Source organism: Plasticicumulans acidivorans, from assembly GCF_003182095.1.
GTDB lineage: Bacteria > Pseudomonadota > Gammaproteobacteria > Competibacterales > Competibacteraceae > Plasticicumulans > Plasticicumulans acidivorans.
Map to the genome: position 1 here is coordinate 237,790 of NZ_QGTJ01000007.1, position 13,045 is coordinate 250,834.

12 protein-coding genes are annotated in these 13,045 nt (G+C 66.4%); 5 read left to right on the forward strand and 7 right to left on the reverse strand.

All coding sequences use genetic code 11. The annotated features are described in order from the left end of the window. Positions 1–5 precede the first annotated feature (5 nt). From rsxB to C7443_RS13580, 6 genes are all read right to left on the reverse strand, one after another. Entirely contained in the window at positions 6–578 is a 573-nt protein-coding gene (rsxB, locus tag C7443_RS13555) for an electron transport complex subunit RsxB (RefSeq protein WP_110019144.1), read from the reverse strand. A 4-nt stretch (positions 579–582) separates the two neighbouring features. Continuing rightward, positions 583–1,164 (reverse strand): electron transport complex subunit RsxA, encoded by a 582-nt coding sequence (rsxA, locus tag C7443_RS13560; protein ID WP_110019145.1) that lies wholly within the window; start codon positions 1,162–1,164, stop codon positions 583–585. A gap of 257 nt (positions 1,165–1,421) precedes the next feature. Then, the gene (gene argF, locus C7443_RS13565; RefSeq protein WP_110019146.1) at positions 1,422–2,339 is read right to left on the reverse strand and encodes an ornithine carbamoyltransferase; all 918 of its coding nucleotides are present in this window, start codon (positions 2,337–2,339) and stop codon (positions 1,422–1,424) included. A gap of 65 nt (positions 2,340–2,404) precedes the next feature. After that, positions 2,405–3,586 (reverse strand): acetylornithine transaminase, encoded by a 1,182-nt coding sequence (locus tag C7443_RS13570; RefSeq protein WP_110019147.1) that lies wholly within the window; start codon positions 3,584–3,586, stop codon positions 2,405–2,407. Between the two features lie 155 nt (positions 3,587–3,741). Further along, positions 3,742–5,247, reverse strand: a complete 1,506-nt coding sequence (locus tag C7443_RS13575) for an MDR family MFS transporter (protein ID WP_110019148.1) — start codon at positions 5,245–5,247, stop codon at positions 3,742–3,744. Positions 5,248–5,360: 113 nt separating this feature from the next. Next, positions 5,361–5,939 carry a superoxide dismutase gene (locus C7443_RS13580; protein WP_110019149.1) on the reverse strand — a complete coding sequence of 193 codons (579 nt, stop codon included), beginning with the start codon at positions 5,937–5,939 and terminating at the stop codon, positions 5,361–5,363. Between the two features lie 380 nt (positions 5,940–6,319). Between C7443_RS13580 and C7443_RS13585 the strand changes: the two genes are divergently transcribed. The 5 genes from C7443_RS13585 (at position 6,320) to feoB (ending at position 12,252) form a co-directional block, all read left to right on the forward strand. After that, positions 6,320–7,645 carry an ArsB/NhaD family transporter gene (locus C7443_RS13585; RefSeq protein ID WP_110019150.1) on the forward strand — a complete coding sequence of 442 codons (1,326 nt, stop codon included), beginning with the start codon at positions 6,320–6,322 and terminating at the stop codon, positions 7,643–7,645. 208 nt (positions 7,646–7,853) lie between these two features. Further along, positions 7,854–9,641, forward strand: a complete 1,788-nt coding sequence (locus C7443_RS13590; protein ID WP_110019188.1) for an N-acetylglutaminylglutamine amidotransferase — start codon at positions 7,854–7,856, stop codon at positions 9,639–9,641. Positions 9,642–9,746: 105 nt separating this feature from the next. Further along, positions 9,747–10,085 (forward strand): Grx4 family monothiol glutaredoxin, encoded by a 339-nt coding sequence (gene grxD / locus C7443_RS13595; protein WP_110019151.1) that lies wholly within the window; start codon positions 9,747–9,749, stop codon positions 10,083–10,085. Positions 10,086–10,228: 143 nt separating this feature from the next. After that, a complete protein-coding gene (locus C7443_RS13600; RefSeq protein ID WP_110019152.1) occupies positions 10,229–10,465 on the forward strand; it encodes a FeoA family protein in 237 nt (78 codons plus the stop codon). Next, positions 10,462–12,252: a ferrous iron transport protein B gene (feoB, locus tag C7443_RS13605; protein WP_110019153.1), complete on the forward strand. Its 1,791-nt coding sequence runs from the start codon at positions 10,462–10,464 to the stop codon at positions 12,250–12,252. Before C7443_RS13600 ends, feoB begins: the two co-directional genes overlap by 4 nt. 7 nt (positions 12,253–12,259) lie before the next feature. On the opposite strand, the gene rnt is transcribed toward feoB, so the two are convergent. Beyond that, the gene (rnt, locus tag C7443_RS13610) at positions 12,260–12,901 is read right to left on the reverse strand and encodes a ribonuclease T (RefSeq protein ID WP_246004661.1); all 642 of its coding nucleotides are present in this window, start codon (positions 12,899–12,901) and stop codon (positions 12,260–12,262) included. Positions 12,902–13,045 lie beyond the last annotated feature (144 nt).

Sequence of the window (13,045 nt, forward strand, 5' to 3'; positions counted from 1 at the left end):
CGGTATCAGGCAGCGGCGCGCGCAGGTTCTTGCTGTGCGTTGGCGGAGATCAGCGGCGACGGCCACTTCCAGGTGGCGAGCGTCGCCGGTACCGGCTGCAGGGTGATGCAGTCGACCGGGCAGGGTGCGACGCACAGGCCGCAGCCGGTGCATTCCTGCGAGATCACGGTGTGCATGTGCTTGGCGCTGCCGAGGATCGCGTCGACCGGGCAGGCCTGCAGGCACAGCGTGCAGCCGATGCAGACGTTTTCGTCGACGATCGCGATCATCGCTGCCTGCTCGACGCCGTTTTCCGGATCGAGCGGCTTGGGTTCGACACCCAGGACCGCGGCCAGCGCCTCGATGCCGGCCTGGCCGCCGGGCGGGCAGCGGTTGAAGTCGGCTTCGCCTCTGGCCATTGCCTCGGCGTAGGGGCGGCAGCCCGGGAAGCCGCACTGGCCGCACTGGGTCTGGGGCAGTACCGCGTCCAGCCGGTCGGCGAGCGGATCACCTTCGACGCGAAACTGCACGGAGGCAAAGCCGAGCAGCAGGCCGAAGGTCAGGGCGAGCAGAGTGAGGGCGAAGACGGCACTGAGCATGATTTCAACCCCGGACGAGACCTGAAAAACCCATGAAGGCAAGAGACATCAGACCGGCGGTGACCAGAGCGATCGCCGGCCCACGAAAATGCAGCGGCACGTCGGCAGCGGCAATGCGTTCGCGCAATGCGGCGAACAGCACCAGCACCAGCGAGAAACCGACCGCGGCGCCGAAGCCGTACAGCGCCGATTCGACGAAGCCGTTGTGCGCCTGAATGTTGAGCAGCGCGACGCCGAGCACCGCACAGTTGACGGTGATCAGCGGCAGATAGATGCCCAGCACCTGATAGAGCACCGGACTGGTTTTGTGCACGACCATTTCGGTGAACTGCACGACCACCGCGATGACCAGAATGAACGTGATGGTGTTGAGGTAGTCGAGGCCCAGTGGCGCCAGCAGGTAGCGATAGACCAGATAAGTGCACACCGAGGACAAGGTCAGCACGAAGGTGGTGGCCATGCCCATGCCGAGCGCGGTTTCGACCTTTTTCGAGACGCCCATGAACGGGCACAGGCCAAGGAACTTCACCAGCACGAAGTTATTGACGAGGACCGTGCTCAGCAGGATCAGAACGTACTCTTTCATCACCTTTTTCCAGTGCCGTGGTGAGCCATCGCAAAAAAACTGTTCAAACTGCGTGAAGCTTGCCGTATGCCGGCTAAAATCCCATATGGATCATGGGGTTCATCGCCAGTCGAGAACGCGCAACAGTAGCAGAAAGCCGACCTCCGCCACCAGTGCGGACGGTAGTCCGCGGGACGGTGCTCCGCTTGGCCGGCAGACAAGAAAAAGCCCTTCCCGCCGGGCTGGCGCGGGAAGGGCTGTTCGAGATGCCGGGCGATTCAGCGCTCTTGGCGGCCCAGCAGCAGAAACTCGATCAGCGCCTTCTGCGCATGCATACGATTTTCCGCCTGTTCCCATACTTCGCTCTGATTTCCGTCAATCACGCTGGCGGAGACCTCTTCACCGCGATGCGCCGGCAGGCAGTGCAGGAAGATCGCATCGGGCCTGGCTACCGCCATCGTCGTGTCGTCGACGAGGTAATCGCGAAAAGCCACCTGGCGCTCGTCGAGCTGGGCCTCGTCGCCCATGCTGGCCCAGACGTCGGTGGTGACGACATCGGCATCCTTGGCCGCGAGCAGCGGATCGCGCAGGACTTCGACACGGTCGCGATTGGCGTCGACGAACTCGGCGGCAGGTTCGTAGCCCTTGGGGCAGGCGATCTTCAGACGGAAGTCGAACTGACGCGCCGCAGTAATGTAGCTGTGGCACATATTGTTGCCGTCACCGATCCACGCCACGGTGCGTCCGGCGACCGAGCCGCGTTTTTCGATGATGGTCATCACGTCGGCGAGCAGCTGGCAGGGGTGTTCGTAGTCGGTCAGGCCGTTGATTACCGGCACCTTCGAGTGGGCAGCGAAATCGGTGACGGTACGGTGACTGAATGCACGGATCATGACGATGTCGACCATGCGCGAGATCACCCGCGCGGTGTCCTCGATCGATTCGCCGCGGCCGAGCTGGGCGTCGCGCGGCGACAGGAAGATCGAGCTGCCACCGAGCTGTGCCATGCCCGCCTCGAACGACACCCGCGTGCGCGTCGACGCCTTCTCGAAAATCTGCCCGAGCACCTTGAGCGGCAGCGGCGCGTGCACCTCGCCGCGGCGATGTTTCGCCTTCAGCAGCAGGGCGCGGTCGATCAGGTAGGCGAGTTCTTCGGGCGTGCAGTCGAGCAGGCTGGTGAAGTGTCTTGGGCTCATGGGATGCGGATTCCTCTTCCCGCGGAGGGTCTGGCGTGGATCGGCCACGCCCCGGGGCGTCGCGCTCAGCTCGCGGAGTCCTCGCGCGCGAAGGTGTGGATCAGTCGACTGACGCGGGTGACGATTTCGTCGGCTTCCGCATCGCTGAGAGTCAGCGGCGGCAGCAGACGGATCACCGAATCGGCAGTCACGTTGATGAGAATGGCTGCATCGAGCGCCCGGCGCACGAGTTCTGCGCACGGACGGGCCAACTCAATGCCGAGCATCAAGCCGAGGCCACGAATTTCGCGCACGACACTGCAGCCATCGAGTGCGGCGCGAAAGCCCTGCTGCATGCGCTCACCGAGAGCTGCGGCGCGCAGTGGCAGATGATCGCGCTCGATGATGTCGAGCACGCTCAGCGCAGTACGGCAGGCGAGCGGATTACCGCCGAAGGTCGAACCGTGGCTGCCGGGCTGAAACAGCGCTGCGGCGTGGCCGCGGGCAAGGCAGGCGCCGATCGGAAAACCGTTGCCGAGGCCCTTGGCCAGCGTGATGACGTCCGGCACGACGCCGGCATGCTGGAAGCCGAACCAGGTGCCGGTGCGGGCGATGCCGGCCTGCACTTCGTCCAGCATCATCAGCCAGTCATGCCGCTCGCACAGCGTGCGCACCGCCGCCAGATAGCCCGCCGGCGCGATGTGGACGCCACCTTCGCCCTGTACCGCTTCGAGCAGCACAGCGACGACGTTTTCGTTCATTGCCGCCTGCAGCGCCGCGGTATCGCCGTAAGGCACGTGGCGGAAGCCGACGACCAGCGGCTCGAAGCCCCGCTTGACCTTGGCGTTACCGGTCGCGCTCAGCGTCGCCAGCGTGCGGCCGTGGAAGCTCTTTTCGGCCACCAGGATCACCGGTTGCTCGATGCCGCGGTGGCGGGCGTGCAGACGGGCGAGCTTGATTGCCGCCTCGTTGGCTTCGGCGCCGGAGTTGCAGAAGAACGCGCGATCCATGCCGGCGAGCGCACACAGGCGCTCGGCGAGCGCGGCCTGCAGCGGGATGCCGTAGACGTTGGAGGTGTGCATCAGCGTCGCCGCCTGTTCGGCGATGGCGCGGGCGACTTCCGGGTGAGCATGGCCGAGACCGCACACGGCGATGCCCGACAGGGCATCGAGATAACGTCGTCCGCTGTCGTCCCACAGCCAGGCACCCTCGCCACGCACGAAGCTCACGGGCAGGCGTGCATAGGTGCTCATCAGGTGGTCGGACATGGTCGGGCTCCGTGCGCAAGTGCTCTGCCGCACGGCAGCCGTGCAGCGGAAAAACCCGCGAGCCTACCGACGAAAAGTTCCCCGGGCAAGCCTTAAAAAACAGTAAAACCGCGAAAAAGCGGCCACGGATGAATGCCTTGGCGTGTTTGCCCGGTTCAAACCGGGGCTTCGTAGTGTTCGCCCTGCGCGCGCAGCGGACGTTCGGCGACCCGCGCCCAGCACAGTGTCCCGCACAGCAGCAGCAGTGCGTCGAGACTGAAGATCAGCGCAAAAGCCTGGCCGAGCGTACTGCGCTCGTGGTCGCTGAGCGGCCGTCGCACCAGCTCCTCCAGGCCGCCGAGTGCGCCGAGATCCGGCAGCCAGGCCAGCGCCAGGCCGAGCACCAGCGCCGAGGCGACGGCCACCCACACCGCACCGCCGAGCGCGCGGGCAAAGGTCAGCGCACCGGTGACGGCGCCGATGTCGCGCGGTGCCACGGCGTTCTGTGCTGCCGTCAAACTGGCCGAGAACAGCGGACCGATACCGAGCCCGGCGACGAGCAGTAGCGCTGCGATCTGCCACGGCGAGGCCGCACCGCGCAGCGCGAGGAAGGCGAGGCCGAGCAGCGCGCACATCGCCAGCGGCACACCGATCAGCGGCGGGCGGCGATAGCGCCCGGTCGCCTTCAGGTGATGGCCGGTCCAGGTCGCCGTGACCGGCGCGCCGAGCGACAGTGGGATCAGCACCAGACCGGCGGCGGCCGCGCTCATGCCCAGCGTGATCTGCAGCCAGGCCGGCACCAGCACGGCCAGCGCCAGGAAACCGCCGAAGATCAGGAACAGCGCTGTGCCGACCGGGCCGACGACGGCATCGCGGAAGAACTGCGGCGGCAGGATCGGCTCATCGACGCGTGACTGGCGGCGCAGGAACAGCACGCCGGCCGTGCTGGCGGCGGCGAGCAGACCGAGCAGCGGCAGCGAGGTCCAGCCCCAGCGGTGGCCGCCGAGCGACAGCACCAGCAGCAGCCCGCTGGTACTGGTGAGCAGCAGCAGCACGCTGATGAAGTCGATGCGCTTGCGCCCGCGCGGCTGTGGCGGCAGGCGGCGCAGCGCGCGATCGGTGACGGTCAGCGCGAGCAGGCCGAACGGCAGATTGATCCAGAAGATCCACGGCCAGCCGAGGTATTGCGTCAGCGCTCCGCCGAGAGTCGGCCCGAGCAGGCCGGCCGCGGCCCAGATGCTGGCGAAATAGCCGACGTAGCGGCCGCGCTCGCGCGGCGCGACCACGTCGGCGACGGTGGCCTGCGCCAGCGTGATCAGGCCGCCGCCGCCGAGGCCCTGCAGCGCGCGGGCGAGGATCAGCGTCTGCATCGACGTGGCCAGCGCACACAGCGCCGAGCCGGCGAGGAAGACCAGCAGGCAGCCGACCAGCACCGGACGGCGGCCGAGCAGGTCGCTGGCTTTGCCGAGTACCGGGGTGGCGCAGGTCGCTGTCAGCAGGTAGGCGGTGACCACCCAGGACATCAGCTCGACCTGGCCGAGCTGGCCGGCGATCGCCGGCAGCGCGGTGGCGACGATGCTCTGATCGAGCGCGGCGAGAAACAGCGAGATCACCGCACCGAGCACGATGACGCGGATGTCGGTCGCGGAGAGCGGAGCGGCGGGGCTGGCGGGCTGGGACATCGGCAGACGCTCGGCAGGGACGGCGGTTGGAGTCCGGGCGCCGGGCGGCGTTCACCGTCCGGACGAAAAAGGCCCGCGAATGCGGGCCTTGGGGCATGCCTGAACGGTGTCGATCAGGCGAACTGGGCGGCGACGAAGTCCCAGTTGACCAGGTTCCAGAAGGCTTCGACGTACTTCGGACGCAGGTTGCGGTAGTCGACGTAGTAGGCGTGTTCCCAGACGTCGCAGGTCAGCAGCGCCTTCTTGCCGGAGGTCATCGGCGTGCCGGCGTTGGAGGTGCTCATCAGCTCCAGGCTGCCGTCGGGATTCTTCACCAGCCAGCCCCAGCCGGAACCGAAGGTGCCGACGGCGCACTTGGTGAACTCTTCCTTGAACGCGGCGAAGGAGCCGAACTTGGCATTGATCGCCTCGGCCAGCGCACCGCTCGGCTCGCCGCCGCCGTTCGGCGACAGGCAGTTCCAGTAGAAGGTGTGGTTCCAGACCTGGGCGGCGTTGTTGAAGATGCCGCCGGAGGACTTGAGGACGATGTCTTCAAGCGACAGGGTCTCGAAATCCGTGCCCTTGATCAGATTGTTGAGGTTCACCACGTAGGTGTTGTGGTGCTTGCCGTAGTGGTACTCCAGGGTTTCCGCCGAGATGTGCGGTTCGAGGGCGTTCTTTTCGTACGGCAGAGCGGGCAGTTCATGAACCATGAGGTGGCCTCCTGACAGCTGGCTGGGAAAGCGGTTCGTCCCGCCGGCGAATGACCATGTTTCCATTGTGGATTCCCCGGTCGGGTCCGCGCCGAGTCTATGCGCCTGCGGCACGACATATCAACGCGACAGCCTGTACGGCTGTTGTCGATGCCGTAATGTGCCCGGCCATTGCGCACGGCGCTGAGCGGAGCATGGCTGCCCCGCTGCGGCGCACGACTGATGAGCGAGGTTCGACTCTTGGTATTGCTTGCGGATGACGGCGGCTGCAACCGCGCCGGAAAAACAGCGGCCTATACAACTGTGTGCAAAGCGGTGGGGGCTGCCGTGGCACCGGTGAAGCACACGGGTGCGCGGGACGAGCGGAGGGGGCGCGCGTGATGGCTGCTGAACTTGCTGCCGGGCTCGAACCGATGCGTGTGGCGCTGGCGATCTTTGCCGTGACCTATGTGCTGATCGTCAGCGATGCGCTCAACCGGGCCGTGCTGGCCGGTATCGGCGCGGTGCTGATGATCCTCTGCGGCGTGCTGACGCAGGCGCAGGCGGTCGCCGGCATCGACTTCAATGCGCTGGGCCTGTTGACGGCGATGATGATCATCGTCGGCATCGCACAGAAGAGCGGCATGTTCCAGTACGTGGCGATCGTCGCCGCGCAGCGGGTGCGTGCCGATCCCTGGCGGCTGCTGCTGATGCTGGCGGTGGTGACGGCGCTGTTCTCGGCGGTGCTCGACAACGTCACCACCGTGCTGCTGCTGACGCCGGTGGCGCTGCGCATGACCGCGGCGCTCGGCGTGCCGGCCTATCCGTACCTGTTCGCGCTGATTCTGTCGTCGAACATCGGCGGTACGGCGACGCTGATCGGCGATCCGCCGAACATCATGATCGGTTCGGCGGCGCACCTGGGCTTCAACGACTTTCTGCTGCATCTGGCGCCGGCGGCGGCGGTCAGCTTCGTCGCCACGCTGCTGGCGATCCGCCTGCTGTGGGGCGCCCGGCTGCACGCCGATGCCGAGCGGCGCGCCCGCGTCATGGCCTTCGAGGCCCGCACGGCGATCAGCGATCGCCGGCTGCTGCGCCAGTCGCTGCTGGTGATCGTCGCGGTGGTCATCGGTTTTCTGTGCGCCGGGCGCCTGCAGCTGGAGGCGGCGACCGTGGCGGCAAGCGGGGCGGTGCTGCTGCTGACGCTGCAGGTGTTCGGCAAGGATTCGACCCGTCAGCGCGAACAGGTCGCGCTGGCGCTCGGTCAGGTCGAGTGGGTGACCTTGTTCTTCTTCACCGGCCTGTTCGTCATCGTCGCCGGCGTCGAGCAGGCCGGTGCGCTCAGGCGGCTGGCCGACTGGATCATCGCCCGGACCCAGGGCAGCCATGCGGCGACCACCTTCGCCATCCTCTGGGTGTCGGCGCTGCTGTCCTCGGTGGTCGACAACATCCCGTTCGTGGCAACGATGATCCGCGTGATCCACAACATGTCGGCGAGCTTCAGCGCCGGGCAGCTGCAGACGCTGTGGTGGGCGCTGTCGCTCGGTGCCTGCCTCGGCGGCAACGGCACGCTGATCGGTGCCAGCGCCAATGTCGTCGTCGCCGGCATTGCCGAGCGCTCCGGGCAGCGGGTGCGGTTTGCGACCTTCCTGCTGCATGCGTTTCCGCTGATGCTGCTGAGCATCGCCATCAGCTCGGTCTATCTGTATCTGCGCTATCTGCAGTGAGCGCCGGCTTGTCGGCTGCACGACGGGCGTCTGCGGAGGGCGCCGTGTTTGTCAGTGTTGCGACAGCTTGCCGCGGCGGTGGCCGTTTGCGTGGCGATGGCGGCCATACCGCCAGCGTACTTGTCAGCCCCGGCGGCGCGGTCAACCATGCGCGCCGGTTTCCCAGGCCCGCGCGGTGCGCCGGCCGTTTTTCAGTGAGGACAGCGAAGTGTGCGGCATCTGCGGAGAACTGCGTTTCGACGGCACGCGACCCGATCCGGCCCTGCTCGGCAGGATGATGGCGCGGCTCGCGCGCCGCGGGCCGGACCATGAGGGCAGCTACAGCGACGGCGCCCTGGCCTTCGGCCACCGCCGGCTGGCGATCATCGACCTGTCGCCGCGCTCGAACCAGCCGATGGTCGACGCCGAGCTCGGCCTGACCATCGTCTTCAACGGCACCATCTACAACTACCCGCAGCTGCGCGCCGAGCTGCAGGCCAAGGGCTACCACTTCTTTTCCGGTGGCGATACCGAGGTCATCCTCAAGGCGTACGCCGAATGGGGCGAGGCCTGCGTCGAACGTCTGCTCGGCATGTTCGCCTTCGCCATCTGGGATACGCGCAAGCGCACGCTGTTCCTCGCCCGCGACCGCCTCGGCATCAAGCCGCTGTATTTCAGCCGCACGCCGGGTGCGCTGCGTTTTGCCTCCAATTCGCAGGCGCTGCTCGAAGCGGCCGACGTCGACACCTCGATCGACCCGGTGGCGCTGCATCACCAGCTGACGCTGCACGCCGTGGTGCCGGCGCCGCGCACGGTGCTCAGCGGTATCCGCAAGCTGCCGCCGGCGAGCACGCTGCTGATCGACGAGCACGGTCACGAACAGCCGCGCACCTACTGGAAGCTGCGCGCTGAGCGCCCGGCCGAGGTGTACAGCGAGGCCGAGTGGCTGGAGCGCATCCACGGCGCGCTGCTCAACGCGGTGCGCCGGCGCATGGATGTGGCCGATGTGCCGGTCGGTGTGCTGCTCTCCGGCGGCCTCGATTCCAGCCTGCTGGTGGCGCTGCTCGCCGAGGCCGGCAAGGAGAACGTGCTGACCTTCTCGGTCGGCTTCGAGGATCAGCCGGAAGAGAAGGGCTCGGAGTTCGAGTACTCCGACCTGGTCGTCGAGCGCTACGCCACGCATCACCACAAGTTCCTGATTCCGAACGGTGATGTGCTGCTGCGTCTGCCCGAGGCGGTGAGCTGCATGGCCGAGCCGATGGTCGGTCAGGACGCCGTTGCCTTCTTCCTGCTCTCCGAGCGGGTGGCGCGCGAAGTCAAGGTGGTGCAGAGCGGGCAGGGCGCCGATGAGGTTTTCGCCGGTTATTTCTGGTACCCGCAGATGGCCGCCGCCGAGGGCGAGGACGATGTCGCCCGCTTCGCCAGCCGTTATTTCGACCGCGACCATACCGAATTCCTCGACGCCGTCGAGCCGCGCTGGCACGGTCCCGATTACTCGGCGGAGACGGTGCGTCGCCTGCTCGGCGAGCCCGGTGCCGATACCTACCTCGACCGCGTGCTGCGCATGGACACGACGACGCTGATCGTCGATGACCCGGTCAAGCGCGTCGACAATATGACGATGGCCTGGGGGCTGGAGGCGCGCGTGCCTTTCCTCGATCACGAACTGGTCGAGCTGGCGATGAGCATGCCGCCCGAGCTCAAGCTGCGCGACGGCGGCAAGTACGCCTTGAAACAGTTCGCCCGCGGCCGCATCCCTGATGCCGTCATCGACCGGCCGAAGGGCTATTTCCCGGTGCCGGCGCTGAAATACGTGCGTGGCGAGTTCCTTGCTTTCATGCATGACGTGCTCGACTCGCAGGCGGCGCGCAATCGCGGCATCTTCCGTCGGGAGTACCTCGATGCGCTGTTCGCCGCGCCCGAGGCGTGGATGACGCGCCTGCAGGGCAGCAAACTCTGGCATGCCGCGCTGCTCGAACTGTGGCTGCAGCTCAATGTCGATGCAGTACGGCCCTGATATCCCGGCGTTGCCGCGCGTTCAGCTGGCGCCGGCAAACGCGTAGACTCGACCGCCAACCTGCCTGCCGGTCACCCCGGCCCATCGCTTTACGAGGAACAGACAATGGATGACGTGCTCAAGCGCATCGATGATCAGGTCAAGAACAACCCGGTGCTGATCTACATGAAGGGCACGCCGCAGGCGCCGCAGTGCGGCTTCTCGCAGCGCGCCTCGCAGGCGCTCGCCGGTACCGGCGTGCCGTTTGCCTATGTCAACGTGCTCGAAGACATGGACATCTTCCAGAACCTGCCGCGCTATGCCGACTGGCCGACCTTCCCGCAGATCTATGTCGACGGCGAGCTGATCGGCGGCTGCGACATCACGCTGGAGCTGTACCAGAACGGTGATCTGCAGAAGATGGTCGATGCTGCCGTCGCCAAAAGCGAACAGCCTTCCGCCTGAGTGCTGCGCGCCAGCGTCACTGCGAGACCCGGCAAGTGCCGGGTTTCGCGCTTTTGGCGGCCGAAAAATCGGATTTGATGCACATCAGGCAATCGTGGCCTGAAAATGGCATAGTGAGAAACATTCTCAGGGAGATTGCCGCCATGTCCGTCGTCACGCTCGATACCTTGTCCCCCGGCCACGAGGCCACGATCGAATCGCTCGACCTCGATGCAGGCTTTCGCCAGCGGCTGCAGGCGCTCGGTCTGCGCTGCGGACGTCCGCTGTCGGTCGAGCGGCAGGCGGCACTCGGCGGACCGCTGGTGGTCCGGGTCGGACCGGTACAACTGATGCTGCGCCGGTGCGATGCGCACGGCATCACGGTGCGGCTGTCGGCATGAAGCGGCTCGCCCTGGTCGGCATGCCGAACACCGGCAAGTCGACGTTTTTCAACCGACTGACCGGTGCCTCGGCGCGGGTCGGCAACTGGCCGGGCGTCACCGTCGATCTGTACGCCGCGAAGATCCTGCTTGGCGAGTCGATGGTCGAAGTCGTCGATCTGCCGGGCCTCTACGATCTGCACGGCTATTCCGGTGATGAGCAGGTGGTCCGCCGCTTCCTCGAATCACAGCCGGTCGATGCACTGGCGGTGGTGCTCAATGCCGGTCAGATCGAACATCAGCTGCCGCTGGCTTTGCAGCTCACTCATCTCGGTCTGCCGCTGGTCGTGCTGCTCAACATGAGCGACGAAGCCCGCGCGATGGGTTTGTCGATCGACGCCGAGGGGCTGGCGGCCGGCCTCGGCTGTCGTGTCATCGCTGTCAGCGCCAAGTACGGTCACGGTTATGGCGTTGCGCGGGAAGCGCTGCGTGAAGCGCTGGCGAATCCGGCGCCACGGCCGTCGCTCGAAGAATTGCACAGCCGGCTGGGAGGCGACGATGCCGTCGTCGAGCAGGCCGATGCGCTGCTTGCCGACACCGTGGTGCGGCCGCGGCAGATGGCGCCGAACCTGAGCGCGCGCATCGATCGCCTGGCTCTGCATCCGCTGTGGGGCATTCCGCTGTTCATCGCCGCGCTGCTCGGCATGTTCCAGCTGGTCTACACCCTTGGCGCCCCCCTACAGGATGCCGTTGCCTGGTGCCTGGACGGTATCAGGACGCTGCTGCTCGAACCGCTGGCCGGCTGGCTGCCGGCGCCGCTGTACGGCCTGCTGGTCGAAGGTGCCTGGGACGGTCTGGCGACGGTGGCGTCCTTCGTGCCGGTGATCGTGCTGTTCTTCCTGGCGATGGCGCTGATCGAGGACAGCGGTTATCTGTCGCGCATTGCCTTTCTCACCGATGCGCTGATGTCGCGGCTCGGCCTCGACGGGCGCGGCTTCGTCATGCTGCTGATGGGCTTCGGCTGCAACGTGCCGGCGCTGATGGGCACACGGGTGATGCGCGAGCGCCGTCTGCGCTGGCTGACGATGCTGATCATCCCGCTGTCACTGTGTTCGGCGCGCTTGCAGGTATTCGTGTTCCTGACCACCGCGCTGTTCACGCCGCACCAGGCACCGTGGGTGCTGGCGGCACTGTATCTGGTCAGTTTCGTCGCGGCGTTCGTGACCGCGTGGCTCGGCGGCCGCGTCGCCCCCTGTCACGAGCCCTTCGTACTGGAGCTGCCGCCGTACCGGCTGCCGACACTGCGCCAGATTGCACTGCGCAGCTGGCAGGAGGTGCATCACTTCCTGATGCGGGCGACGCGCTTCATCGTCATCGGCGTCACTCTGGTCTGGGTGCTGACGCATTATCCGCACGATGCCGTGGCCGGTGGCCCGGCGACGCTGGCCGGCATGTTCGGTCAGTGGATGGAGCCGCTGCTGGCACCGCTCGGCATCGACCAGACGATGGCGGTGGTGCTGCTGTTCGGCTTCGTCGCCAAGGAGATCGTGCTCGGCGCACTGGCGGTGCTGGTCGGGGCCGATGGCGATGCGCTGACCCAGCTGGTCGGCACGCGCATGGATGCGGTGCAGGGCTTCAGCCTGATGCTGTTCGTGCTGCTGTATACGCCCTGCCTGTCGACGGTGGCGACCCTGAAGAGCGAAACCCGCAGCCTGGCCTTTACCACAGTGGCCGTTGTCTGGCCGCTGCTGCTGGCCTGGGGCGCGAGCTTCGCCTTCTACCAGGGAGCCCGCCTGCTCGGTTTTTGAATAATCTTCAGTCGGCCGAGCTCGGCACCCAGCCGCCAAAGTCCTTCCACTGGTTGACGATGCGGCAGAACAGCTCGGCGGTGCGCTCGGCGTCGTAGATCGCCGAGTGCGCTTCGCGCATGTCCCACTCGATGCCGGCCGCTTGCGCGGCGCGTGCGAGTACCGTCTGGCCATAGGCCAGTCCGCCGAGTGTGGCGGTATCAAAGGACGAGAACGGATGGAAGGGATTGCGTTTGATGTCGTTTCTCTCGATCGCAGCATTGAAGAAGCCGAGATCGAAGATCGGGTTGTGCGCCACCATCACGGCTCGCGTGCAGCCGGTTTCACGCACCTCGCGGCGCACTTCGCGCAGGATGTTGCTGAGCGCTTCGGTTTCGGGCAGCGCCATGCGGAACGGGTGATAGGGATCGATGCCGTTGACCTTCAGCGATTCGGGCTCAATGTTGGCGCCGGGGAAAGGCTCGACATGATGGGCCAGCGTGCGGGCCGGATACAGACGCCCGTCATTGTCCATGCGTACGATGACGGCGGCGATTTCCAGCAGCGCGTCAGTGCGGGCGTTGAAGCCACCGGTTTCCAGGTCGACGACGACCGGCAGGAAACCGCGGAAGCGGTAGGCGATAGGGGACTTGCGTACGGTGTCGTTCATGCCCGGGAGCATACCGGAGTGCTTCGTCGATTGGCATCGACGCCGCCGGCATCTGCCACTTGCATGCAGGCCCCGTCTGCGGTCTACCCTCTTGAATGCCGGGCAGCCGCCGAGGCTACACTTGCAGCACCCGCTTGAGGTACG